Annotated in this window: 21 protein-coding genes; 8 read left to right on the top strand and 13 right to left on the bottom strand. The window is 66.9% G+C overall.

Annotated elements, in window-relative coordinates:
- Positions 1–8 precede the first annotated feature (8 nt).
- The 3 genes from BLT73_RS05180 to gmk are packed head-to-tail and all read right to left on the bottom strand — an operon-like array spanning position 9 to position 2,255.
- Positions 9–1,103 (bottom strand): sensor histidine kinase, encoded by a 1,095-nt coding sequence (locus BLT73_RS05180; RefSeq protein ID WP_342705156.1) that lies wholly within the window; start codon positions 1,101–1,103, stop codon positions 9–11.
- A gap of 1 nt (position 1,104) precedes the next feature.
- Positions 1,105–1,626 (bottom strand): gamma carbonic anhydrase family protein, encoded by a 522-nt coding sequence (locus BLT73_RS05175; RefSeq protein ID WP_090521512.1) that lies wholly within the window; start codon positions 1,624–1,626, stop codon positions 1,105–1,107.
- Positions 1,623–2,255: a guanylate kinase gene (gmk, locus tag BLT73_RS05170; protein ID WP_090521511.1), complete on the bottom strand. Its 633-nt coding sequence runs from the start codon at positions 2,253–2,255 to the stop codon at positions 1,623–1,625. The genes BLT73_RS05175 and gmk overlap by 4 nt, the downstream gene beginning before the upstream one ends.
- Positions 2,256–2,696: 441 nt before the next feature.
- Between gmk and BLT73_RS05165 the strand changes: the two genes are divergently transcribed.
- Entirely contained in the window at positions 2,697–3,389 is a 693-nt protein-coding gene (locus BLT73_RS05165; protein WP_245727084.1) for a PAS domain-containing protein, read from the top strand.
- Positions 3,390–3,571: 182 nt separating this feature from the next.
- Positions 3,572–5,410 (top strand): dihydroxy-acid dehydratase, encoded by a 1,839-nt coding sequence (gene ilvD / locus BLT73_RS05160; protein WP_090521509.1) that lies wholly within the window; start codon positions 3,572–3,574, stop codon positions 5,408–5,410.
- Positions 5,411–5,500: 90 nt separating this feature from the next.
- Here ilvD and BLT73_RS05155 read toward each other — a convergent pair whose 3' ends face one another.
- The 3 genes from BLT73_RS05155 to obgE all read right to left on the bottom strand — a co-directional run bounded on the left by BLT73_RS05155 (position 5,501) and on the right by obgE (position 8,717).
- Complete coding sequence (locus BLT73_RS05155; protein WP_143025627.1) at positions 5,501–6,475, bottom strand: alpha/beta hydrolase family protein; 975 nt, start codon at positions 6,473–6,475, stop codon at positions 5,501–5,503.
- Between the two features lie 113 nt (positions 6,476–6,588).
- Entirely contained in the window at positions 6,589–7,701 is a 1,113-nt protein-coding gene (gene proB, locus BLT73_RS05150; RefSeq protein ID WP_090521506.1) for a glutamate 5-kinase, read from the bottom strand.
- Positions 7,689–8,717 carry a GTPase ObgE gene (gene obgE, locus BLT73_RS05145; RefSeq protein WP_090521504.1) on the bottom strand — a complete coding sequence of 343 codons (1,029 nt, stop codon included), beginning with the start codon at positions 8,715–8,717 and terminating at the stop codon, positions 7,689–7,691. The genes proB and obgE overlap by 13 nt, the downstream gene beginning before the upstream one ends.
- Before the next feature lie 95 nt (positions 8,718–8,812).
- Here obgE and BLT73_RS05140 point away from each other — a divergent pair, with 95 nt between their 5' ends.
- The 3 genes from BLT73_RS05140 to eno all read left to right on the top strand — a co-directional run bounded on the left by BLT73_RS05140 (position 8,813) and on the right by eno (position 12,246).
- A complete protein-coding gene (locus tag BLT73_RS05140) occupies positions 8,813–10,222 on the top strand; it encodes a protein adenylyltransferase SelO (protein ID WP_090521502.1) in 1,410 nt (469 codons plus the stop codon).
- Positions 10,219–10,902, top strand: coding sequence for an endonuclease/exonuclease/phosphatase family protein (locus BLT73_RS05135; RefSeq protein WP_090521499.1), 684 nt, complete (start codon positions 10,219–10,221; stop codon positions 10,900–10,902). Before BLT73_RS05140 ends, BLT73_RS05135 begins: the two co-directional genes overlap by 4 nt.
- A 69-nt stretch (positions 10,903–10,971) precedes the next feature.
- Positions 10,972–12,246 carry a phosphopyruvate hydratase gene (gene eno / locus BLT73_RS05130; protein ID WP_090521498.1) on the top strand — a complete coding sequence of 425 codons (1,275 nt, stop codon included), beginning with the start codon at positions 10,972–10,974 and terminating at the stop codon, positions 12,244–12,246.
- A gap of 79 nt (positions 12,247–12,325) precedes the next feature.
- Here eno and BLT73_RS05125 read toward each other — a convergent pair whose 3' ends face one another.
- Positions 12,326–12,919, bottom strand: coding sequence for a riboflavin synthase (locus BLT73_RS05125; RefSeq protein WP_090521496.1), 594 nt, complete (start codon positions 12,917–12,919; stop codon positions 12,326–12,328).
- Positions 12,920–13,059: 140 nt separating this feature from the next.
- On the opposite strand from BLT73_RS05125, the gene BLT73_RS05120 reads away from it, so the two are divergent.
- The 3 genes from BLT73_RS05120 (at position 13,060) to BLT73_RS05110 (ending at position 17,645) form a co-directional block, all read left to right on the top strand.
- A complete protein-coding gene (locus tag BLT73_RS05120; RefSeq protein WP_090521495.1) occupies positions 13,060–14,397 on the top strand; it encodes a capsule biosynthesis protein in 1,338 nt (445 codons plus the stop codon).
- Between the two features lie 96 nt (positions 14,398–14,493).
- On the top strand, positions 14,494–15,642 hold the full coding sequence (locus tag BLT73_RS05115; RefSeq protein WP_483874352.1) for a polysaccharide biosynthesis/export family protein: 1,149 nt from the start codon (positions 14,494–14,496) through the stop codon (positions 15,640–15,642).
- A gap of 65 nt (positions 15,643–15,707) precedes the next feature.
- A complete protein-coding gene (locus BLT73_RS05110) occupies positions 15,708–17,645 on the top strand; it encodes a capsular polysaccharide biosynthesis protein (protein WP_090521492.1) in 1,938 nt (645 codons plus the stop codon).
- A gap of 24 nt (positions 17,646–17,669) precedes the next feature.
- Here the strand turns inward: BLT73_RS05110 and ribD are convergent, their stop codons facing one another.
- The 6 genes from ribD to rpoD all read right to left on the bottom strand — a co-directional run bounded on the left by ribD (position 17,670) and on the right by rpoD (position 23,739).
- Complete coding sequence (gene ribD, locus BLT73_RS05105; RefSeq protein WP_342705154.1) at positions 17,670–18,680, bottom strand: bifunctional diaminohydroxyphosphoribosylaminopyrimidine deaminase/5-amino-6-(5-phosphoribosylamino)uracil reductase RibD; 1,011 nt, start codon at positions 18,678–18,680, stop codon at positions 17,670–17,672.
- Positions 18,677–19,144 carry a transcriptional regulator NrdR gene (gene nrdR / locus BLT73_RS05100; RefSeq protein ID WP_090521489.1) on the bottom strand — a complete coding sequence of 156 codons (468 nt, stop codon included), beginning with the start codon at positions 19,142–19,144 and terminating at the stop codon, positions 18,677–18,679. Before nrdR ends, ribD begins: the two co-directional genes overlap by 4 nt.
- 104 nt (positions 19,145–19,248) lie before the next feature.
- Entirely contained in the window at positions 19,249–19,665 is a 417-nt protein-coding gene (locus tag BLT73_RS05095; RefSeq protein ID WP_090521487.1) for a secondary thiamine-phosphate synthase enzyme YjbQ, read from the bottom strand.
- 3 nt (positions 19,666–19,668) lie between these two features.
- On the bottom strand, positions 19,669–21,168 hold the full coding sequence (locus tag BLT73_RS05090; RefSeq protein ID WP_245727080.1) for a DNA recombination protein RmuC: 1,500 nt from the start codon (positions 21,166–21,168) through the stop codon (positions 19,669–19,671).
- A gap of 78 nt (positions 21,169–21,246) precedes the next feature.
- On the bottom strand, positions 21,247–21,648 hold the full coding sequence (locus BLT73_RS05085; RefSeq protein WP_090521485.1) for a BLUF domain-containing protein: 402 nt from the start codon (positions 21,646–21,648) through the stop codon (positions 21,247–21,249).
- 93 nt (positions 21,649–21,741) lie between these two features.
- Positions 21,742–23,739, bottom strand: a complete 1,998-nt coding sequence (rpoD, locus tag BLT73_RS05080) for an RNA polymerase sigma factor RpoD (RefSeq protein ID WP_090521484.1) — start codon at positions 23,737–23,739, stop codon at positions 21,742–21,744.
- Between the last annotated feature and the right edge of the window lies 1 nt (position 23,740).

The raw sequence follows: 23,740 nt of genomic DNA, 5'->3' as shown, positions 1-23,740 counted from the left end.
CGACAAGTTCAGCCCCGCGCCGCAACCGCCGGCAGGATCACCGTGAAGGTCGAGCCGCGCCCGCGTTCGGATTCGATGCGCAGCTTGCCGCGATGGCGGCTGACGATATGTTTCACGATGGCCAGCCCCAGCCCGGTGCCGCCCTGCTGGCGCGAGCGGTGCTTGTCGATGCGATAGAACCGCTCGGTCAGGCGCGGCAGATGCATCTCGTCGATGCCTTCGCCCCGATCCTCGACCGAGACGAAATTCGCCGGGCCGCGCAGCGTCGGCTCATGGTCGATCTGACCCAGCCGCAGCGTCACCACCCCGCCGCTGCCGCCATATTTCACCGCGTTCTCCACGAGATTGTGAAAGACCTGGGTGAGCTGGTCGGGATCCCCCGCCGCGATCACCGGCGAATCGGCATTCGCCACCTCGATGCGCACCCCCTTGGACTGGGATTGCGGCGCCAGCGTGGCGGCGACGCTGCGCACGATCACCGCCAGATCGAGGGATTCGGCAGGGCGGCGGCGTTCCTCGGATTCGACCCGGCTCAGCGACAGCAGATCCAGCACCAGTCGGTTCATCCGCCCGGCCTCGGTCTCCATGATCGACAGGAACTTGTCGCGGGCGGCGGCATCGTCGCGGGCCGGGCCGCGCAGTGTCTCGATGAAACCCATCATCGCGGTCAGGGGCGTGCGCAGCTCATGGCTGACATTGGCGACGAAATCGCGGCGCAACTGCTCGGCCTGCTCGACGCCCGAGCTGTCCTCGATCACGATCAGCGCGCCGCGCCCCTCCGGCAGCGCCGAGACCGTCACCTCGGCCATGAAGTCCCGCCCCCGCGCCGAGAGCGTCGCGCGGTTGCGATACCCGCCGAACTGCACCCGCCCCGGCGTCGGATCATGCAGCGGCACGCTGGCCGGATCGGGATGGAGCACGGAATCGACCGCCTGCACGATCACCGGATGGCGCAGCACGGTGACGAAGGGCCGGTTGGTCAACTGATCGCCCAGCAAGGTGCCGGCGGCCGCGTTCGCCGCCGTGACCCGCGCCTCCTCATCCACCGCCAGCACCGCCATCGGCAGCGCCGCGATCAGATCCTGCACCGAAAGCCCGCTCACCCTAGTCCAGCCGTTTCAGCCCGCCCCGGAAGCGCGCGGCATTGTCGCGGTATCGCGCGGCGGAGTTCAGCAGATCCTGACGGCCCGACTCGTCGATCTCGCGCACCACCCGGCCAGGGGCGCCCATGACCAGCACATGGTCGGGGATCTCCTTGCCTTCCGAGATTAGCGCCGCCGCCCCCACCAGCGAACCCGAGCCGACCGAGGCCCCGTTCAGCACCGTGGCGCCCATGCCGATCAGGCTGCCATCCCCGATCCGGCAGCCATGCAGCATGGCGCGGTGCCCCACCGTCACGTTTTCCCCGATGACCAGCGGAAAGCCCGGATCGGTGTGCAGGCAGCACAGATCCTGCACGTTCGAGCCGCGCCCGATGCGGATCTCGTCATTATCGCCGCGCAGCACCGCGCCCCACCAGATGCTGGCGCCGGGCTCGATCACCACCCGCCCCATGATCTGCGCATCGGGCGCGATCCAGGCATCCTCCGCGATTTGCGGCGCAACGCCGTCCAGTTCCCAGATCATGGCTGCTCTCCCTCCATCAAGCGTTTCACGAACCGCCCCAGCCCCTTCTGCCGCTCCCGCCGCAGACGCTCGGCGGTCAGGATGGCCGTCAGCCGCTCGAAGGTCCGGTCCAGATCGTCATTGACCAAGACATAATCATACTCGGCCCAGTGGGAAATCTCGCCCCGGCTCTTCTCCATCCGCCCGGCGATCACCTCGGCCGAATCCTGCCCGCGCGCAATCAGCCGGCGTTCCAGTTCCGGCAGCGAGGGCGGAAGGATGAAGATGCTGACCACATGCGGGCCGAGCGCCGAGGCGCGGATCTGCTGGCCGCCCTGCCAGTCCACGTCGAAGATCGTATCGCGCCCGGCTTCCATCGCGGCCTCGACCGGGGCACGGGGCGAGCCGTAGAGATTGCCGAACACCTCGGCATGTTCCAGCATCTCGCCCCCCGCCACCAGGTCGGCAAAGGCCGCGCGGTCCAGGAAATGGTAATGCTGGCCGTCGATCTCGCCCGGCCGGGCGGGGCGCGTGGTCGCAGAGACGGAGAAGGACAGGCAGTCATCCCAGTCGATCAGACGCCGCGCCAGGGTGGATTTTCCCGCCCCGGACGGCGATGACAAGATGATGAGAAGTCCGGTCCGATCCATGCCGCCCCCTTGAAGAATCCCCGCGCATTTGTCCGTTCCGCAGCGCAGAAATCAAGTCTCACGGCTTAACCATTCCCCAAGAATTCTCAACCGTTTCCTAATCCCACGCGCTACGCTGGAACAGTCGGCGTCGCTGATCCGGTCGCTTTGGCACGGTCGTCAGGCGCTGAGCCCCGACGGGATCAAGGCGGACGCAACGGGTGGAGAGGCCCGTCGGCTGACCCGCGATCCGGGACGTGCGGGCATGCAGGGTCAACGGGGCGGACATGGTGGACGGGTGCAGCTCCTGAAGCTGGGTAGGTGGTGAAACGGTGGGACGCGATGTGTGACGAGCGGGACGACAGATACGGCAAGCCCGGTGGAGAACGGCCTACGGCGGGGCGGGACGCCACGCCTCACCGGACAATTACGGCCGGAGCCGAATCGCCGGACACTCCAGCATTGTCCGGCGACAGGGGCGAGCTGATCCGGTTGGACGATGTGGTGCCCGCCGACCCCGCCCGCATCATTGCCGAGATGCATCGCTATTGGCGGACGCTCTGCCGTGGCCGCGCCGTCCCCGATCGCGCAGATGTGGAGCCGCAGGGGCTGCGCCACATCCTCGATTTCGCCTTCATCCTGGAACGGATTGCGCCCGGCGCGGCGCGGTTCCGGCTGGCCGGACGCCACCTCGTCGATCTGATGGGGATGGAGGTGCGCGGCATGCCGGTCTGCTCGCTGCTGAACCCCGACAGCCGCGGCCGCCTGTCCGACCTGCTGGAGACGGTGTTCAAGGGTCCGCAGATCGCGACGCTGCAACTTCACTCCCCCGGCAGTTTTGGCCGCCCCTCGCTTGACGGAAGGCTGCTGTTCCTGCCGCTGCGCTCGGATCTGGGCGATGTCACCCGCGCCTTGGGTTGCCTGGTCAGCCAGGGCGAGATCGGGCGCGGCCCGCGCCGCTTCGACGTGACCGGCGACAGCATCTCGCCGGTGATCGAGGGGGCCCGGCCGATCAGCCCCGTGGCCGAGGCGTTCGAGGAGCCGGCCCCGCGCTGGCGTGCGCCACCGCTGCCCGCGCAGCGCCCGCCAGCCCCGCCCCCGCGTCGCGAAACGCCCGAGGAATTGCGGGCCCGCTTCCACATCGTGAAGGGCTGACGCCGCCCGCGCTGCCGGGCGGCCGCGCCCCGATCCGGCCGACGCTCCCCCATCCCGGCGGCAGGGGCGATTTTGCGCATTCGGCTTCTGGTGATGGCCGAAGTTTTCCACTAGATATATGTGCCGTAGCCGTAAGGGCCGGGCCACGCGCCCGGCTTTCTGCCAATCGGAAGGACAGTCTCATGCCGGCCTATCGCTCTCGCACCTCCACCCACGGACGCAACATGGCGGGCGCGCGCGGCCTGTGGCGCGCCACCGGGATGAAGGACGGCGATTTCGGCAAGCCGATCATCGCCATTGTGAACAGCTTCACCCAGTTCGTGCCGGGCCATGTCCATCTGAAGGATCTAGGCCAGCTCGTCGCGCGCGAGGTCGAGAAATCGGGCGGCGTCGCCAAGGAATTCAACACCATCGCGGTGGATGACGGCATCGCCATGGGCCATGACGGGATGCTCTATTCGCTTCCTTCGCGTGAGATCATCGCCGACAGCGTCGAATACATGGTCAACGCCCATTGCGCCGATGCGATGGTCTGCATCTCCAACTGCGACAAGATCACGCCCGGCATGCTGAACGCGGCGATGCGGCTAAACATCCCGGCGATCTTCGTCTCTGGCGGCCCGATGGAGGCAGGCAAGGTGGTGCTGAAGGACGGCAAGCTGCACGCGCTCGACCTGGTCGACGCGATGGTCGCCGCCGCCGATGACAGCGTCAGCGACGAAGATGTCGCGGCCATCGAACGCTCGGCCTGCCCGACCTGTGGCTCATGCTCGGGCATGTTCACGGCCAACTCGATGAACTGCCTGACCGAGGCGTTGGGCCTGTCCCTGCCCGGCAATGGCTCCACACTCGCCACCCATGCCGATCGCAAGCGGCTGTTCGAGGAGGCCGGGCAGCGCATCGTCGGGCTGGCCAAGCGCTATTACGAGCAGGAGGACAGATCCGTCCTGCCCCGCAACATCGCCAACAAGAAGGCCTTCGAGAACGCCATGTCGCTGGATATCGCGATGGGCGGCTCGACCAATACCGTTCTGCATATCCTCGCCGCCGCCTATGAGGGCGGGATCGATTTCGACATGGACGATATCGACGCGCTCAGCCGCAAGGTGCCGTGCCTGTCCAAAGTCGCGCCGGCCAAGCAGGATGTGCATATGGAAGATGTCCACCGTGCAGGCGGGATCATGGCGATCCTGGGCCAGTTGGACCGCGGCGGTCTGATCCATCGTGACAGCCCGACGGTGCATGCCCCGAGCCTGGGCGAGGCCATCGACCAGTGGGACATCTCGCGCAGCGAGGATGCGGCCGTGCATCGCTTCTATTCCGCGGCCCCCGGCGGTGTGCCGACCCAGACTGCCTTCAGCCAGGATAAACGCTGGGACACGCTGGATCTCGACCGCCAGGGCGGGGTGATCCGCTCCGTCAACGCGCCCTTCTCCGCGGATGGCGGGCTGGCGGTGCTGAAAGGGAATATCGCGCTTGACGGCTGCATCGTGAAAACCGCCGGGGTGGATGAATCGATCCTAAAATTTGCCGGCCCCGCTGTCGTGTATGAGAGCCAGGACGCGGCGGTCAGCGGCATCCTGACCGGCAAGGTCAAGGAGGGCGACGTGGTCGTCATCCGCTATGAGGGCCCGAAAGGCGGGCCGGGGATGCAGGAAATGCTCTATCCGACCAGCTATCTGAAATCCAAAGGCCTCGGCAAGGCCTGCGCGCTCGTCACTGACGGCCGGTTCTCGGGCGGCACATCGGGGCTATCCATCGGCCATTGCTCGCCCGAGGCCGCGCAGGGCGGCATGATCGGCCTGGTCCGCGACGGCGACCGGATCGAGATCGACATTCCGAACCGCACCATCCATCTGGCGGTGGACGAGGACGAGCTGGAGGCCCGCCGCGTCCAGCAGAACCAGACCGGCTGGCACCCCGTTGAGAAACGCAAGCGCAATGTGACCACGGCATTGCGCGCCTATGCCACCTTCGCCGCAAGCGCCGACAAGGGCGCTGTGCGGGTGCTGCCGGACTGAGGCGGCATAGCTGGCTGACTGCAAAGCCCTGCCGGATCGGCGGGGGGATTTTCCGGTCGCGCAGCGAAGGTCGGCCCGCGCGGACCGCGCCTAGTCGACGAAGTGCTTCAGAAAGGCAATCACCTCGTCGGCGACGAGCCGGTGTATTGTCTCCCGCGCCTCGGGCGATGAGCCGCATATTGCACCGTCCTCTCCCTCTTCCGCCAGAATTTCTGGCCCGGCGGGGGTGCAAACGGCGAAACTGTCAACAATTGATGCCTCGGCGATCACGGTGGATATTGTCGCATTCTGCGCGCCGGAGGTCGTGTCCGACTCCCCGAGCGTGACCCAAAGCGAGGCGATGTCGGCGGGGAGGTCGCCGAGCCGTTCCGCATATTCCGGCCCGATGGCAATCACCGCATCGACCCGACGGTCCCGGGCGATGGTCGCCAGCCCGTCACGGCTTGTGTCGGACAAGCTGACATTCTGCCGCGCAAGCCAGTCGCAATCCGGTCCGGGCTTGCCGCCCTCCCCGTCGCATCCGCGCAGATATCCCGCCTTGTCCAGCTCTGCTCCTGCGAGGGTCAGCGCGGCGGTCGCGCCAAGCGCCACACCGGCAACGGCAATTCGGTCGGGGTCAACGCGCAGACCCCAGTCGTCATCAGACAGGATGCGGTCGATGGCACGGCTCAAATCCTGCGGCCGCAGCCAAATTTCATCCAGAGCCTCGGCAGCAGATTCGGGACGCGGCGCGCTCAGCTCGACGAAGATATATCCCGCCCGGGCGATGGATGCAGCAAGCCATGCGCCGGAACCCGGCGCTGAACGCAATCCCCCATGCGACATCACGACCAGCGGAAGATCCTTCGCGTCAATTGGCGCATCGACGGCCGCCGGGCTGCCTTTGAAGACCGGGTTTCCGCCGATGCTCGCGGATTGCGGCTGCTGCGCGGGATACCAGATCGACATGGCCAGCGGCCGGCCAGAGACGGAGCGATCCTCGATTCGCGCATAACCCGGCGCAGCCGCTGCCAGAGCCGGCGAGGTGATCAGTAAAATCGCAAGTGTCAGGCGGAATATCATCACGGAATCCACGGTTCATCTGAAGATTTTCATGATCTATCATGCGCTTGCAGAGATGAGGAGCAGTCTTCGCGGCCACAGGGCACGATGATGCGCGCTCATCCGTGATCACATGTTCACATCACCATATCATCCCGATGCACCAGGGCCGCCCTGCCCTCATAGCCCAGGATCTCGGCGATCTCGGCGCTGCGGTGGCCGGCGATGGCGCGGGCCTCGGCGGAGGTGTAGCGGGTCAGGCCGCGCGCAAGCGTCCCGCCATCCGGGCCGGTGATCGAGACCGGATCGCCGCGGCCGAACTCGCCCGCAACCCCCGTCACCCCGGCCGGCAGCAGCGACTTGCCCGCGCCGAGCGCCGTCGCGGCCCCGGCATCCACGGTGATCTCGCCGCGTGGTTTCATCGTGGCGATCCAGCGTTTGCGGGCCAGTTGCGGGTCTCCGTCCGGCAGGAACCAGGTCACCCGCGCGCCCGCCGCCACCGCGGACAGGGGCCGCAGCACCGAGCCTTCGGCAATCGCCATGGCGCAGCCGCCCGAGACGGCGGTGCGCGCGGCGATCAGCTTGGTCTTCATGCCGCCTTTCGACAGGCCGGAGACCGGCTCGCCACCCATCGCATCGATCTCGGGCGTGATGCGCTCGACCACCGGCAGATGCCGCGCCGAGGGGTCGGTCTTGGGGTTGGCGGTATAGAGCCCGTCCACATCCGACAAGAGCAGCAACTGATCCGCGCCGACCGTCACCGCGATCTGGGCCGCCAGCCGGTCATTGTCGCCGTATCGGATCTCGTCGGTGGCCACCGTGTCATTCTCGTTCACGATCGGGACCACGCCGAAGGACAGAAGCGCCTGCATCGTGGCGCGGCTGTTCAGATAGCGGCGCCGGTCCATCGTGTCTTCCAGCGTCATCAGGATCTGGGCCGTGGCCACGCCATGCGGGGCAAGCGCCTCCTCATAGGCGCGCGCCAGCCGGATCTGTCCGACCGCCGCGGCGGCCTGCGCTTGTTCCAGCGACAGCGCCCCGTTCGGCAGCCCCAGCACCCGCCGGCCAAGCGCAATCGAGCCAGAGGAGACCAGCACCACATCCGCCCCGCGCTTTCGCCATTCCGCCACATCGTCGCACAGCCCGCGCAGCCAGTCGCCGCGCAGCCCCTCCGGCCCGACCAGCAGGGCCGAGCCGATCTTGACCACCAGCCGTTTCGCAGCCGCGATATGCGGGCTCAGGGACGCCACGCGCCGTCATCCTTTTTCGCCACCTCGCGCGATGGCGCGATCCGGGTCCACAGCGCGCGCAGCACCTCCTGCACGCCCTTGCCGGTTGCGCCGGACATCAGCATCACCTCGGTGCCGAGCGTGTCGGCCAGAAGCGCGCGCGTGGCCTCGAGCGTCTCGGCATCCACCGCGTCGATCTTGTTCAGCGCGGTGATGCGCGGCTTGTCCATCAGCACCGGCGAATAGGCCGCCAGTTCGTCCAGCACGGTCTGCGCATCGGCCACCACGTCGACCGCCGTGGCGTCGATCAGATGCAGCAGCACCGAGCAGCGCTCGATATGGCCCAGAAATCTGTCGCCGATCCCGCGCCCCTCGGATGCGCCCTCGATCAGGCCGGGAATATCGGCCATGACAAATTCGCGCCCGTCCACGCCCACCACGCCGAGATTGGGATGCAGCGTGGTGAATGGATAATCCGCGATTTTCGGCCGCGCGTTCGATGTGGCGGCGAGAAAGGTCGATTTTCCGGCATTGGGCAGACCCACCAGCCCGCCATCCGCGATCAGCTTCAGCCGCAGCCAGATCGTGCGCTCCACCCCCGGCTGGCCGGGATTGGCGTTGCGCGGGGCGCGGTTGGTCGAGGATTTGAAATGCAGATTGCCGAACCCGCCATTGCCACCGCGCGCCAGCACGACGCGTTGCCCCACTTCGGTCAGATCGGCGATGACGGTTTCCTGATCCTCCTCCAGGATCTCGGTGCCGACCGGCACGCGCAGGATGATGTCGTCGCCGCCCGCGCCGGTGCGCTGGCGGCCCATGCCATGCTGGCCGTTCCTGGCAAAGAAATGCTGCTGATAGCGGAAATCGATCAGCGTGTTCAGCCCCTCGACCGCCTCGGCCACGACATCGCCGCCGCGCCCGCCATCGCCGCCATCGGGGCCGCCGAATTCGATATATTTCTCGCGCCGGAAGCTGACGCTGCCCGCGCCGCCCGCGCCCGAACGGATATAGACCTTGGCCAGATCGAGGAATTTCATCGCGGCTCTCCTTTGTTTCCGCGATACGCGCTGTGCCCGCGCGCCGCAAGAGACGCGCCCTTTTCATTTCGCCCGCCGACCCTATGTCTTGGGGCATGAACGCACCGGTTTTCAACAACAGCTATACCGCCCTGCCCCCGCGCATGTTCGCGCAGGTGGACCCGGCGGGCAGTCCCGATCCGCAGCTGATCGCGCTGAACGAAGCCCTCGCCGCGCGGCTCGGGCTGGATGCCGCCTGGCTGCGCGGGCCCGAGGGGCTGGCGATGCTCTCGGGCAATGCGCTGCCGGACGGGGCGGCCTCCATCGCGCAGGCCTATGCCGGGCATCAGTTCGGGCATCTTTCCCCGCAATTGGGCGATGGCCGCGCGCTGATGATCGGCGAGGTGGTGGCCCCGGACGGGGCGCGGTTCGATCTGCAACTGAAAGGCGCGGGGCGGACGCCCTTCTCGCGGCAGGGTGACGGGAAAAGCTGGCTCGGCCCGGTGCTGCGCGAATATCTGGACAGCGAGTTCATGGCGGCGGCCGGCGTGCCGACGACGCGGGCGCTTGCCGCCGTCGAAACGGGCGAGCGGGTGCAGCGCGAGACCGCCCTGCCGGGCGCGGTGATGACGCGGGTTGCAGCCAGCCATATTCGCGTCGGCACGTTTGAATTTTTCGGGGTGCGCGGCGATGTCGAGGCACTGCGCGCGCTGACCGATCATGTCATGGCGCGGCATTATCCCGAGGCGCAGAGCGTGCTGGGGTTGCTGGAACAAGTGGTCGCGGCGCAGGCGCGTCTGGTGGCGCAATGGATGGCGCTCGGCTTCATTCACGGGGTGATGAACACCGACAATATGGCGATCTCTGGTGAGACCATCGATTACGGCCCCGCCGCCTTCATGGATGGCTATCACCCCGACACGGTATTTTCCTCCATCGACCGGCATGGCCGCTATGCCTGGGCCGAGCAGCCGCATGTGGCGGTCTGGAACCTCGCGCAATTCGCCTCCTGCCTGATCCCGCTGATGGGCGCCGATCAGGACAAGGCGATCGAGGAGGCGACGCGGGCGGTTCACGGCTTCCCCGAACTGTATCAGGCGGCTTGGAAGGATCGTTTCACCGCCAAGCTGGGCCTCGGCCCGACCGACGGCGCGGTGACGCTGGTGAACCGCCTGCTCGACCTGATGGCGGCGGAGCGGGCCGATTTCACCCGCGTCTTTGCCGGCCTGGCTGATGGCAGCGCGCGGGACGAGTTCATGGCGCGCGACACATTCGACGACTGGGCGCGCGACTGGCAGGCGGCCGGGCCGGACGCCGCACGCATGGCCCGCGCCAATCCGCGGCGCATCCCGCGCAATCACCGCATCGAGCAGGCCATTCAGGCGGCGGTCGGCGGCGATTATGCGCCGTTCCAGCGTCTCGACGCGGCCCTGCGCGCGCCCTTCGAGGACCGCGCCGAATGGGACGATCTGGCCGCGCCGCCCCTTGCGGAGGAGCGCGTGACCCGCACATTCTGCGGCACATGAAGCTGCGCGTCGCCTCCTATAATCTGCACAAATGCCGCGGCATGACCGGGCCGCACGCGCCCGAACGCAATCTCCAGGTCATCGCAGAGCTGAACCCCGACATCATTGCCTTGCAGGAGGTGGATTTCCGCCTCGGCGCGCGGCCAGAAGCCCTGCCCCGCGCGATGATCGCGGAGATGACCGGGCTTGAGCCAATGCAGATGCGCACCACCGGCGAAACCTCGCTGGGCTGGCACGGCCAGGCGGTGCTGATGAAGCCGGAACTGGCGGAGCAGGCCGTCATGCGCCGCCTGCCTTTGCCGGGGATCGAGCCGCGCGGCGCGCTCGCGCTGCGCATCGGCGGGCTCACGCTGATCGGGGTGCATCTTGGGCTGGCCCGCTCCTCCAGGCGCCAGCAATTGGCCCGGCTGGTGGCGAAGGCTTCCCGGCTGGCCGGAGATGCGGTGATGCTGATGGGCGATTTCAACGAATGGCGCGGCACGCGCGGGCTGGAGTCGCTCGACCCGCTGCATCTGCTGACCCCCGGCCCGACCTATCCCGCCCCGATGCCGCGCCTGCCGCTGGACCGCATCGCAGTGTCCGCCGCGCTGCGGGTGACCGCGACCGGCGTGGGCGACAGCGCGACCGCGCGGCAGGCCTCCGATCACCTGCCGATCTGGGCGGAAATCGAGCTGTCCTGAAGATTGCGCCTTTCCGCGTGGCGCGATGGCAAGTAAGTAATCGCTGACACAGCCAATCGGAGGGACCGGATGACCGCCATTATCGATATCTTCGCCCGCGAGATCCTGGACAGCCGGGGCAACCCGACCGTCGAGGTCGATATCACGCTCGAAGACGGCACCCAGGGCCGCGCCGCGGTCCCCTCCGGCGCCTCGACCGGCGCGCATGAGGCGGTCGAGAAGCGCGATGGCGACAAATCCCGCTACATGGGCAAGGGCGTGCTGGAGGCGGTCAACAGCGTCAATGACGAGATCGCCGAGAACCTGCTGGGCGAGGACGCCACCGATCAGCGCAGCATCGACGCGCTGATGATCGAGCTGGACGGCACCGACAACAAGGGCCGTCTGGGCGCAAACGCGATCCTCGGCGTCAGCCTTGCCGTGGCGAAGGCCGCCGCGGAGACTTCCGCCCTGCCGCTTTACCGCTATGTCGGCGGGGCCTCGGCGCATATCCTGCCGGTGCCGATGATGAACATCATCAATGGCGGCGAACATGCCGACAACCCGATCGACATCCAGGAATTCATGGTCATGCCGGTCAGCGCGGAGAATATCCGCGAGGCGGTGCGCATGGGTTCCGAGGTCTTCCACACGCTGAAAAAGGAATTGTCGGCGGCGGGGCTGTCGACCGGGATCGGGGATGAGGGCGGGTTCGCGCCCAATCTGAACTCCACCCGCGATGCACTCGATTTCATCCTGAAAGCGGTCGAAAAGGCCGGCTACAAGCCCGGCGACGACATCATGCTGGCGCTCGACTGCGCCTCCACCGAGTATTTCAAGGGCGGCAAATACGAGATGGCCGGCGAAGGCAAGTCGCTGAGCCCGGCGGAGAACGTGGATTACCTCGCTGCGCTTTGCGGCGATTATCCAATCCTGTCGATCGAGGATGGCTGTTCGGAGGATGACTGGGAGGGCTGGCAACTGCTGACCGAAAAGCTCGGCGGCAAGGTGCAGCTTGTCGGTGACGATCTGTTCGTTACGAACCCACAGCGTTTGGCCGAAGGTATCGAGAAGGGCTGCGGCAACTCGCTTCTGGTCAAGGTCAACCAGATCGGCACCCTGTCCGAAACGCTGGATGCGGTGGCGATGGCGACGCGGGCCGGCTTCACCAGCGTGATGTCGCACCGCTCGGGCGAGACCGAGGATTCGACCATCGCCGATCTGGCGGTGGCGACGAATTGCGGCCAGATCAAGACCGGCAGCCTTGCGCGCTCCGACCGGCTGGCGAAATACAACCAGCTTATCCGGATCGAGGAGATGCTGGGGGAATCGGCGGTTTACGCAGGCAAGTCGATCCTGCGCTGACAATCCGGACCCACGGAGACAGAGAGGGCGCGTTGCGCCCTCTTTTCGTCTGAGGTCCCGCCTTGCGGCCTGCTGAGGGTCAGCCCGCCCCGGCCAGACGGGCCACGTAGCGGGCCAGCGTGTCGATCTCCAGATTGACCAGATCGCCGGTGCTGGCATCGCCCCATGTCGTGACCTGCTGCGTGTGCGGGATCAGGTTCACGCCGAACCGCGTGTCTTCGACCTCGTTCACCGTCAGCGAGGTGCCGTTCAGCGCCACCGAGCCTTTCGGCGCGATGAATCGTGCCAGATCCGCAGGGGCCTCGAACAGCAACCGTGTCGAGTCGCCCTCATCCCGCATCTCGACGATCTTGGCCACACCGTCGACATGGCCCGAGACGATATGCCCGCCAAGCTCGTCCCCGACCTTCAGCGCGCGTTCCAGGTTCAGCCGTTGCCCGGCCTGCCAGCCATTCGCGCCGATATTGGTCTTCGACACGGTCTCGGCCGAAATTTCCACGTCGAACCAGTCATCGCCCTTGCCCACCACGGTCAGGCAGACCCCGTCGCACGCGATCGAGGCCCCCATCTCCACCCCGGCCATGTCGTAGCCGGTGGCAATCCGGGCGCGCATGTCGCCGCGCTGTTCGCATTGCGTGACGGTGCCGATATCGGTGATGATCCCGGTGAACATGGCGGTCTCCTGTCCGGCTGGCGCAGCGCCGGCAGGCGCGCCGACGGTGGCGTAAACCTATTGCCCCGAAGAATCCTTTTCAACGTGTCTTGAACCTGCAATGTAATCCCTTGGAATGATTGAGATGACGCCTAACCCCGATGCCGCGACCGATCCAGCCTGCCGGTAAGAACCCCGAGACCGCGCCGTCGGCGCGGCTTCCGGGCGAGGCGCGGGTGTTCCTGCTGCTGCAGGGGCCGCACGGGCCGTTTTTCGACCGGCTCGGAAAGTTGCTGCGCGCGACGGGTGCGCAGGTCTGGCGGGTGGCCTTCAACGCCGGTGACGCGTTCTTCTGGTCCGCGCCGGATCGGCTGATCCGCCATTGCGATGCGGCCTGCGACTGGCCCGCGCATCTGGACCGGATCATCGCGGAGAAGGGCGTGACGGATATTGTCCTGTATGGCGATGTCCGGCCGGTCCACGCCGCCGCGCGCGAAGCCGCGACGCGACGCGACCTGACGCTGCATGTGTTCGAGGAGGGGTATCTCAGGCCGTTCTGGATCACCTATGAGCGGGGCGGCGCGAACGGCTATTCCCGGCTGATGGGGATCACGCTGCGCGAGATGCGGGCGGCGCTGCGCGGCCGACAGGGCGATGTGCCGCGCCCTCCGGCGCAATGGGGCGACATGCGCCAGCATAAATTCTACGGCGCACTTTATCATTTCCTGATCCTGACCGCGAACCGGCGCTTTCCGCGCTACCGCACCCATCGCGACATCTCGGTCTGGCGGGAGTTCCGGCTGAACCTGCGCCGGTTGCTGCTGTCGCCGGCGATCATGCTGCTGCACATGATCCGCACCATGCGCATCCGGCGCAGCGGCAGCCCCTTCGTGCTGGTGCTGATGCAACTGGAACACGATGCCAGTTTCCGCGCCCATTCCGATTACGCCAGCATGTCGGAGTTCACCGCCGAGGTGCTGCGGGAGTTCGCCGCCCATGCGCCGCGCCATCACCACGTCGTCTTCAAGGCCCATCCGCTGGAAGATGGGCGTGGCAATCTGCGCGCGGCGATCCGGGACCAGGCCGAGGTTCTGGGGATCGCGGAACGCGTGCATTTCGTGCCCGGCGGCAAGCTGGCGCCGCTTCTGGGGGATGCGCGTTCCGTCATCACCGTCAATTCGACTTCGGCGCAGCAGGCGCTGTGGCGCGGACTTCCGGTCAAGGCGATGGGCCGGGCTGTGTTCGATAAGCCACAGTTGGTCTCGGAGCAGAGCCTGGCCGAATTCTTCCTGCGGCCGCAGCGCCCGTCGCCGCATCTCTATCAGCGCTATCGCGACTATCTTCTGGAAACCAGCCAGATTCCGGGGGGTTTCTATGCCGCCAAGGCCCGCGCGCCCGCGCTCAGGCTGGTGGTGGATATGATGCTGACCCCGCTCGATCCCTATGATGCGCTGGCATTCGGACAAGCGGAGACCCGCCAGCAACCGGGGAGCGATTAGCTTATGAAACACAATAACATATGGAATTCAGGCGAATCCCGCGTTAACCTCGCGCGGAGGCACGAGCCGCGAAGGCCAATAGCAGGAGTAAATGGTTTGATTGCCACGGAAACACGAACCGCATCCAATCGCGGCACGCGACTGTCGCTGACCGTCGCGCTGATCGCCGCGACCGCGCTGAGCGCCTGCGGCCTGCCCCGCTCCGGTCCCAACAAACAGGAAATCCTGTCGGGCGCGGTGGAGAATGGCGGCGACGCCCATGTGATCTACGTGAACAACCATGTGAACCGGACGGCCAATTACACCCCGGCTTACGGCTTCTCCAACGAGTTCCTGAACGCCGGCACGGTGGCCGCCGACGAGATCCGTCCCGGCGACACGCTGGGGCTGATGATCTGGGAGAACGTCGATGACGGGCTTCTGGCCAGCCTCGGCCAAAGCTCGACCCAGCTCCAGCAGCTTCAGGTCGACAGCGGCGGCTATATCTTCGTGCCCTACGCGGGCCGCGTCCGCGCCGCCGGCAATACCCCCGACCAGCTTCGCCAGATCATCACCTCGCGTCTGGAAAACCAGACCCCCGACCCGCAGGTGACGGTGACCCGCATGGCCGGTGACGGCGCGACGGTATCCATCGTCGGCAAGGCCTTCGGGCAGGGCATCTATCCGATAGAGCGGCCGACCCGCACCTTGTCCGCCATGCTGGCCAAGGCCGGCGGCGTCAGCGTGGAGCCGGAAGTGGCGGTCATCACCGTCAAGCGGGGCCGAGAGACCGGCAAGGTCTGGCTGTCCGATCTGTATTTCAACCCCAGCTACGACATCGCCCTGCGCCCCGGCGACGTGATCCTGGTCGAGGAAGATCAGCGCAACTTCACCGCGCTCGGCGCCCTTGGTGGCCAGACCAAGGTGCCGCTCGGCAACGAACAGATCAGCGCGATCGAGGCGATTGCCATGGTTGGCGGGCTGTCCACCAACACTGCCGATCCGACCGGGGTGTTCGTGCTGCGCGACGAACCGGCGCGCGTGGCCTCTGCCGTGCTAGGCCAGCCCATCGGCAGCACGCAGCGCATGGCCTATGTGCTGGACATGACGCGGCCGAACGGGCTGTTCCTGGCGCGCGACTTCCTGATCCGCGACGGCGACACGATCTATGTGACCGAGGCGCCTTACGTGCAGTGGCAGAAGATCCTCGGCGCGATCACCGGCAGCGCCGGATCGGTCAGACAGCTCGAGAATCTCGCGAATTGACGACGCCTATTGCGACACGCGCCGCCGGGGAGATTCCCCGGCGGTTTGTCGTGTGCAATGGCGGGATGCTGCGCGGCCGGGTGCGGCGGATCCTGGAGCTGGCCGGGTATCGCCCGCGCATCGGCCTGCCCGGCCCCGGCGATGCGGTCGGGATCTGGGGCGGTTCGCCGACGGCGTGGCGCGGCAAATGGGTGGCGTCGCGCCGGGATTGCCCGCTCATCCATGTCGAGGATGCGTTTCTGCGCTCGGTCCTGCCGGGGCGGGCGTCGGGCCCGCTGGGGCGGCGCGGTCCGGTCGGGCTGATCGTCGATCCGGTCGGGCTGCATTTCGATTCCTCCCGCCCGTCGCTGATCGAGACGCAGATCCTCGCCGGTGCGACAGAGGCTGATCTGACCCGCGCCCGCGACGGCATCGCCCGGCTGATCGCGGCGGATCTGTCGAAATACAACGCCCATCTGCCGGACGCGCCCGCCCCGGAACCGGGCTATGTGCTGGTCATCGACCAGACACAGGGCGATGCATCGCTGATGGGCGCGGACCGGGCGGCGTTCCTGGCCATGCTCAACGCCGCGCGGGCCGAACATCCCGGTGCCCGCATCGTGATCCGGTCGCATCCCGAAACCGCCGCCGGGTTGCGGCCGGGGCATTTTCGCCGGGAGGATCTCCGCGGCGAGGAGATGCTCTCTACCGACCCGGTCTCACCCTGGCGGCTGCTCGCGGGCGCGGTCGCGGTCTATGCGTTCAGCTCTCAGCTTGGTTACGAGGCGATGCTGGCCGGCCACCGACCGCGCATCTTCGGCCAGCCCTTCTATGCCGGATGGGGCTTGAGCGAGGACGAGGCCCCGCTGCCCCGCCGCGGCAAGGCGACGACCGAGGCGCTTTTCGCGGCCAGCCATCTGAACGCCCCGATCTGGTATGATCCCTGCCGCGACCGGCTGACCGAGTTCGAGGGCGCGGTGGACCAGATCGAGGCCGAAGCGAAGGTCTGGCGGCAGGATCATCGCGGTCATCTGGCTTACGGCATGCGGCTTTGGAAACGGCGCGTCATCGCGCAGGCCTTCGGCTCGGCGCGTCCGGTGCGCTTCACCGCGAAACCGTCGGGCGCGGTGACGCTGGCCTGGGCGAACCGCGCCGCGGATCTGCCCGCCCCGGCGCTGCGTGTCGAGGACGGGTTCCTGCGGTCCCGCGGGCTGGGGGCCGAACTGACGCCGCCCCTGTCTCTGGTGGCCGATGATCTGGGGATCTATTACGACCCGACCCGCCCGTCGCGGCTTGAGGCGCTGATCGAAGACGGCGCACCGCCCGGCGGGCAGGCGCGCGCGGCCCGGCTGCGCAGGGCGCTGATCGCGGCAGGGGTCACCAAATACAACCTCACCGGCGCGTCGGACCTGCCGCCGCGCGACGGGCGGCACCGCATCCTCGTGCCGGGACAGGTGGAGGATGATGCCTCGATCCGGCTGGGCGCGGGAGAGGAACGCAGCAATCTGGCCCTGTTGCGGCGCGTGCGCGCGGAGAACCCGTCGGCGTTCCTGATCTACAAGCCGCACCCGGATGTCGAGGCGGGGCTGCGCCCCGGCGTCGTTGCGGAAGAGGATCTCCGCCATCTGGCCGATCACGTCGCCCGCCACGCTGATCCGGTGAGCCTGCTGGCGGATGTGGACGCGGTGTGGACCATCACCTCGACCTTGGGATTCGAGGCGCTGCTGCGCGGGGTGCCGGTCACGACGCTCGGCGCGCCCTTCTATGCCGGATGGGGGCTGAGCGATGACCGCGGGAAGGTGCCGCTCCGGCGCCGGACGCGGCCGGGGCTCGACGGGCTGGTTCATGCGGTGCTGATCGCCTATCCCCGCTACCTCGATCCGCTTAGTGGCCTGCCCTGCCCGCCCGAGGTGGCGCTCGCCCGGCTCGCCGATCCGTCGCTCGCCCCTCGCGGCCCGGCGCTGCGCGGATTGGCGAAGTTGCAAGGCGCGCTGTCCGGCCATGACTGGATCTGGCGGCGGTGAACCGGTGACGCGGCCGCGGTGCGATCAGTCGGCGTCCCCGTCCCGCGTCCAGACCTGGCAGAGATCGGGGCCGAGCCTGACATGGCGGCGCAAGGTGAACCTCGGATACGCCGCCAGACGCATCTCCGGCAGCGTGCCGACACAGGCCCGGCCCGCGCCGCCAAGGACGAGCCCGGCGGAATAGAGCACCAGCTCATCCACCAGATCGGCGGCAAGAAGCCCGGCGGCGAGGTCCCCGCCGCCCTCGCAGAAGATCCGGGTCAGGCCGCGCCCGGCCAGATCGCGCAACACGGCGTCAAGATCGCCCGACAGCCTCAGCAGCGGGCCGTGATCGGCATCCTCGCCCGGCAGAACCGGCAGATCGCGCGACGACAGCACGATCCGCAGCGGTTGCCGGACCGGGCCGAAGCCGCGCACATTCAGCGATGGCAGATCGGCCCGCGCCGTGCCGCCGCCGACCATCACCGCGTCATGGCGCATCCGCAGCAGATGCACATGCCGCCGCGCCTGCGCGCCGGTGATCCACTGGCTTTCGCCGCTTTGCGTGGCGATGCGCCCGTCGAGGCTGGTGGCCAGTTTCAGCGTCACCATGGGCCGCGCACGCGTCACGCGCAATAGAAAGCCGCGCTGCATCGCGCGGGCCTCTGCCGCGCGCACACCTTCCGTCACCGCAATGCCGGCCGCCCGCAGCCGGGCATGGCCCTGCCCCGCGGTGCGCGGATCGGGGTCGGTCAGCGCCGTGACCACCCGCGCCACCCCGGCGGCGATCAGCGCATCGGCGCAGGGCGGGGTGCGGCCATGATGGGCGCAGGGTTCCAGCGTCACATAGGCGGTCGCCCCGCGCGCCGCCGCCCCGGCCTGATCGAGCGCCACACGTTCGGCATGGGGCCGTCCGCCTGGCTGCGTCCAGCCTCGGCCCACGATGCGCCCGTCGCGCGTCAGGACGCAGCCCACCGCCGGGTTGGGCCAGACATTGCCCAGCCCGCGCCGCGCAAGCCGCAGCGCGTGATCCATGTGGCGCTGATCCGGGGTCACGCCTTGTCGAGATCGGGCGGCCGCAATTCCGACACGAACTTGTCGAAATCCCCCGCATCCTGGAAATTCTTGTAGACGCTGGCGAAGCGCACATAGGCGACGTTGTCGATCCGGGCCAGCGTCTCCATCACGATCTCGCCGATCACCTTGGACGGGATGTCGGTCTCGCCCATGCTTTCCAGCCGCCGCACGATGCCGGAGATGAGCTGGTCGATCCGCTCGGGCTCGACCGGGCGTTTCTGCATGGCGATGCGGATCGAGCGCGACAGCTTGTCCCGGTCGAAATCCTCGCGCCGCCCATTGGTCTTGACCACCACCAGATCGCGAAGCTGGACGCGCTCATAGGTGGTGAACCGGCCGCCGCATCCGGGACAGTAACGGCGCCGCCGGATCGCCGCATTCTCCTCGGCGGGCCGGGAATCCTTGACCTGGGTATCGGCATTTCCGCAGAACGGGCAGCGCATCCTATGTCCCTTATCTGGCTTTCACCCCCAACTTATCCACAAGCACGGCCCAAAGCGCAACAGGGTTTGTGGCCGCAGAAGGACCGGCCACCAGATAGGCAGGGTCAGACGCGGGTGAAGGCCAGGGCCACCTCGCGGCGATGCGGCATGGCGCGATGCTCCACGACATAGACGCCCTGCCAGCGACCCAGCAGGATGCGCCCGCCGCGCACCGGAATCGACAGCGACACCGGCAGCATCGCGGCCTTGATATGGGCCGGCATGTCGTCGGGTCCCTCAACGCGATGCGTGATCCAGCCCATGCGCGCATCATCCGCCTGCGGCACGAGCCGGTCGAGCCAGCCCAGCAGATCATGCTGCACATCCGGGTCGGCATTCTCCTGCACCAGCAGGCTGGCCGAGCTGTGCCGGATCATCGCGGTCAGCACCCCGTCGCCCTTCCCGCCGACGAAGCGCGCCAGCTCGGCGGTGATCTCGTGCAGGCCCGGTCCGTTCGTGTCCACCAGCACGATGTCGATCATCGCTCAGTCCTCGTCGGGCGGGGGCAAGGCATCGCTCTTGTCATGGTCCATCGCAATCCGCTTCTGAGCGCGCGCGCCAAGTTCGCGCAGCATCTCGACCTGCCGGATCACGTTACCCTGCCCGCGTGACAGCCGGTCGACAGCGGTGCGATGCGCCCCCGTCGCGCGGTCGAGCGCCTTGCCCACATCGTCAATCGCATCGACGAAGCCCGCGACCTTGTCATAGACCGCGCCGGCGCGTTTCGCGATCTCGAGCGCATTGGATTCGCGGCGCTCCACCATCCAGATATGCTCCACCGTGCGCAGCGTCAGCATCAGCGTGGTCGGCGTGGTCAGCCCGACGCGGCGTTCCATCGCGTAGCTGGCCAGTTTCGGATCGACCCGCAGCGCCTCGGAAAACGCGCCCTCGATGGGGATGAACATCAGCACGTAATCCACCGCGCCGTCATCCATCCGGTCATAGCCCTTGGCGGAGAGCGTGTTGATATGGGTGCGGACCGCCTCGACATGCCGTTTCAGCGCCAGGGCGCGCCCGGCCTCGTCCTCGGCATTCACCGCCTGTTCGTAAGCCACCAGCGAAACCTTGCTGTCCACCACCAGCAGCTTCTTCTGCGGCATCTTTACGATCACGTCGGGCCGCCAGCTCTTGCCGTCCTCATCGGTCCAGCTTGCCTGGAGATCGTAGTGCAGGCCCCGTTCCAACCCGGATTCCTCCAGGATGCGCTCCAGGATCATCTCCCCCCAGGCACCCTGTTTCTGCTTGTCACCCTTCAGCGCACGGGTCAGCGCACTGGCCTCGGTGCCGAGATTGGCGATCTGGTCGCGCAGCCGCGCGCCCTCTTCGTCGAGGATGCGGTTGCGGTCGCGCAGCTCACGCTGGAAATGCTGAACCTGTTCGCGGAACGGTGTCAGCAGCGCGCCGAGCTGTTCGCCCTGCAGCTTCTGCATGTCCGCCCCCTGCACCCGCAGCGTCTCGTTGGCCATCAGGCGGAACTGGCCGGTCATCTCCTCGCGCAGCTCGCGAAGCTGCTGAATGTCATGCGCGGCCCGCTCACGGTCCTTTTCGGCGGCAAGCCGGGTCTGGGCCAGTTCGGATTGCAGATCGGCCACGCGCTGCCGGACGGTGTGGAGCGCGTCATTCAGCCCGTCGCGCTCCTCGGTCATCTCGGAAAGCCGGGCACCGCGCGCCTCCAGCCGGGTTTCGGCCTGCGAGGCGCGCAGACCTTCGCTGCGGGCCAGGTCGGCCTGGCCGTCGAGACGGGTCTGAAGATCGGCAAGCGCGGCGGATTGCCGGTCACGCTCCGCCACGTGCTGCGCGATCTCTCGGGTGAGCGCCTCGGCCTCATTGCGCGACGCGGCGAGGCGCCGCCGGCTGCGCAGGAAAAGCCAGAGCAGGATCAGCGCCAGCAGCGCAGCCCTCGCCAGACACCATCCCGCCACGGCCGGATCGGCCAGCCAAACCGCCAATTGGGCGCGCAACTGCTCGATCATCCGTCCCCGCATTCGTTCTTGTTTTGTACCTAGCCGATAAGCGGCGTCGCCGCAAGCCGGTCAGGAAAAGCGTCAGGGCGGATCGCGCCGTCAGGCCGCGCGCAGCAGCAAAAACTGATGCAGGCAATCGGCATAGCCGCGCAGGTCATGCGAGTTCGTGCCGCGTTCGGCCAGAAAATCGAACAGCAACGCCTGGTCGCCGTCGGAATATCCCATCGTCCAGTCGGGGAATTGCCGCGCGTCGATGGGGCCACGGCTGAACACGGCGATGTCACGATGCCGCTTGTCGGCGAGGATGCTCTGCGACACCTCCTCGACCGACTCCTCCGGCCCTTCCAGCCACTGCACGAAAATCCCGTCCTCGGCATGCAGAAAGCCGGTCAATCCAAGCGATCCGTTCCGCCGCCTCGCGGTCTGCAGAATCGCCGCACAATCCGATCCAAACCGATCGAGCCTACCAGAACTGCGATACAAGAGATGAGCAAGCGCCATAGGTCCAAGTCCACAGTGTAAACAGTGTTACGCTAGGGCGAATTTCCAAGCCGACGCAACAGGTTATTTGCCCGGATTAGGAATTATTAAATCTCATTGATCCAGGAAGCTGCGCAACTTGCGCGATCGCGAGGGGTGTTTCAGCTTGCGCAGCGCCTTCGCCTCGATCTGGCGGATGCGCTCGCGGGTGACGCTGAACTGCTGGCCGACCTCTTCCAGCGTATGGTCGGTGTTCATGCCGATGCCGAAGCGCATCCGCAAAACCCGTTCCTCGCGCGGGGTCAGGCTGGCGAGCACGCGGGTCGTGGTTTCCTTCAGGTTTTCCTGAATAGCACTGTCCAGCGGCAGAACCGCGTTCTTGTCCTCGATGAAATCGCCGAGCTGGCTGTCCTCCTCGTCCCCGATCGGGGTTTCCAGGCTGATCGGCTCCTTGGCGATCTTCATCACCTTGCGGACCTTTTCCAGCGGCATCTGCAGCTTCTCGGCCAGTTCCTCCGGCGTCGGCTCGCGGCCGATCTCGTGCAGCATCTGGCGGCCGGTCCGCACCAGCTTGTTGATCGTCTCGATCATGTGGACCGGGATGCGGATGGTGCGGGCCTGATCGGCGATGGACCGGGTGATGGCCTGCCGGATCCACCAGGTTGCATATGTGCTGAATTTATAGCCCCGGCGGTATTCGAACTTATCGACCGCCTTCATCAGCCCGATATTGCCTTCCTGGATCAGATCAAGGAATTGCAGCCCGCGATTGGTGTATTTCTTGGCAATCGAGATCACCAGCCGCAGATTGGCCTCGACCATTTCCTTCTTGGCCTGACGCGCCTCTTTCTCGCCGCGCTGCACCTGATTTACTATGCGGCGGAATTCCTCGATGTCGACGCCGACATATTGCCCGACCTCGGCCATGTCGCCGCGCAGCTTCTCGACATTCGACATGCTGCGCTCGAATAGGGCCTGCCAGCCGCGTCCCTTGTTCTCGGACATGCGGTCGATCCAGGCCGGATCCAGTTCCGAGCCGCGATAGGCATCGACGAATTCGCGCCGGTTGATGCGCGCGGCATCGGCCAGCTTCACCATGCCGGAATCGATGGTCACGATGCGGCGGTTGATGCCGTAAAGCTGATCGACAAGCGCCTCGATCCGGTTGTTGTGAAGATGAAGCGAGTTCACCATCACGACGATTTCGCTGCGCAGCTTCTGATAGGCGCTCTCATCCTTGGTCGAGAAGCTGCCATCCTCGTTCAGCGTCGCCGACATGCGCTGATCCTGCATATGGGCGAGTTCTTCGTAATCGCGCGCAATGGCTTCCAGCGTTTCGAGAACCTGCGGCTTCAGGCTGGCTTCCATCGCGGCGAGCGACAGGTTGGCGCCGTCATCCTCGTCATCGTCATCCGACTGCATCGGGTTGCCGTCGGCGTCGGTTTCCGGCTGGCGTTCGGTCTGCGATGTCTGGGCAGCCGCGCCGTTGCCCTGCGCCACCGGCGCGGCAGCACCCGGCGTCAGCGCCTCGTCCTCGTCCTCCTCCATAGACTGGCCGAAGGTGGTTTCCAGGTCGATGACATCGCGCAGCAGGATGTCCTCTTCCAGAAGCTCCTGGCGCCACATGGTGATGGCCTTGAAGGTCAGCGGGCTTTCGCACAGCCCGGCGATCATGGTGTTGCGCCCCGCCTCGATCCGCTTGGCGATGGCAATCTCGCCCTCGCGCGAGAGCAGTTCGACCGAGCCCATCTCGCGCAGATACATCCGCACCGGATCGTCGGTGCGGTCCAGCTTCTCGGTCTCCGAGGTGGCAACCGCGACCTCGCGCGAGGTGGAGGTGGTGACAACTTCGCCGCCGGTCTCGCTGTCCTCGCCCTCTTCCTCGTTCTCGACGACCTGGATACCCATCTCCGACAGCATCGACATCACGTCCTCGATCTGGTCGGAACTGACCTGCTCGGGCGGCAGCACCGCGTTGAGCTGGTCATAGGTGATATAGCCGCGCTCCTTCGCTTCCGTGATCATCTTCTTGACCGCGGCCTGGCTGATGTCGAGCGAGTGGGCGCTGTCCTGGCTGTCGTCGCGGGAGGTGTCGTCGTCCTTGGCGGCCATG

This window comes from Paracoccus isoporae, from assembly GCF_900101865.1.
GTDB lineage: Bacteria > Pseudomonadota > Alphaproteobacteria > Rhodobacterales > Rhodobacteraceae > Paracoccus > Paracoccus isoporae.
This window is presented reverse-complemented; position numbering and strand designations above follow the sequence as displayed.

Bases quoted from the DNA above. Each gene is read 5' to 3' on its own strand.
- BLT73_RS05175 (WP_090521512.1), bottom strand. From the start codon at position 1,626: ATGATCTGGGAACTGGACGGCGTTGCGCCGCAAATCGCGGAGGATGCC.
- gmk (WP_090521511.1), bottom strand. From the start codon at position 2,255: ATGGATCGGACCGGACTTCTCATCATCTTGTCATCGCCGTCCGGGGCG.
- ilvD (WP_090521509.1), top strand. From the start codon at position 3,572: ATGCCGGCCTATCGCTCTCGCACCTCCACCCACGGACGCAACATGGCG.
- obgE (WP_090521504.1), bottom strand. From the start codon at position 8,717: ATGAAATTCCTCGATCTGGCCAAGGTCTATATCCGTTCGGGCGCGGGC.
- BLT73_RS05140 (WP_090521502.1), top strand. From the start codon at position 8,813: ATGAACGCACCGGTTTTCAACAACAGCTATACCGCCCTGCCCCCGCGC.
- BLT73_RS05135 (WP_090521499.1), top strand. From the start codon at position 10,219: ATGAAGCTGCGCGTCGCCTCCTATAATCTGCACAAATGCCGCGGCATG.
- eno (WP_090521498.1), top strand. From the start codon at position 10,972: ATGACCGCCATTATCGATATCTTCGCCCGCGAGATCCTGGACAGCCGG.
- BLT73_RS05125 (WP_090521496.1), bottom strand. From the start codon at position 12,919: ATGTTCACCGGGATCATCACCGATATCGGCACCGTCACGCAATGCGAA.
- BLT73_RS05120 (WP_090521495.1), top strand. From the start codon at position 13,060: ATGCCGCGACCGATCCAGCCTGCCGGTAAGAACCCCGAGACCGCGCCG.
- BLT73_RS05110 (WP_090521492.1), top strand. From the start codon at position 15,708: ATGCTGCGCGGCCGGGTGCGGCGGATCCTGGAGCTGGCCGGGTATCGC.
- nrdR (WP_090521489.1), bottom strand. From the start codon at position 19,144: ATGCGCTGCCCGTTCTGCGGAAATGCCGATACCCAGGTCAAGGATTCC.
- BLT73_RS05095 (WP_090521487.1), bottom strand. From the start codon at position 19,665: ATGATCGACATCGTGCTGGTGGACACGAACGGACCGGGCCTGCACGAG.
- BLT73_RS05090 (WP_245727080.1), bottom strand. From the start codon at position 21,168: ATGCGGGGACGGATGATCGAGCAGTTGCGCGCCCAATTGGCGGTTTGG.
- BLT73_RS05085 (WP_090521485.1), bottom strand. From the start codon at position 21,648: ATGGCGCTTGCTCATCTCTTGTATCGCAGTTCTGGTAGGCTCGATCGG.
- rpoD (WP_090521484.1), bottom strand. From the start codon at position 23,739: ATGGCCGCCAAGGACGACGACACCTCCCGCGACGACAGCCAGGACAGC.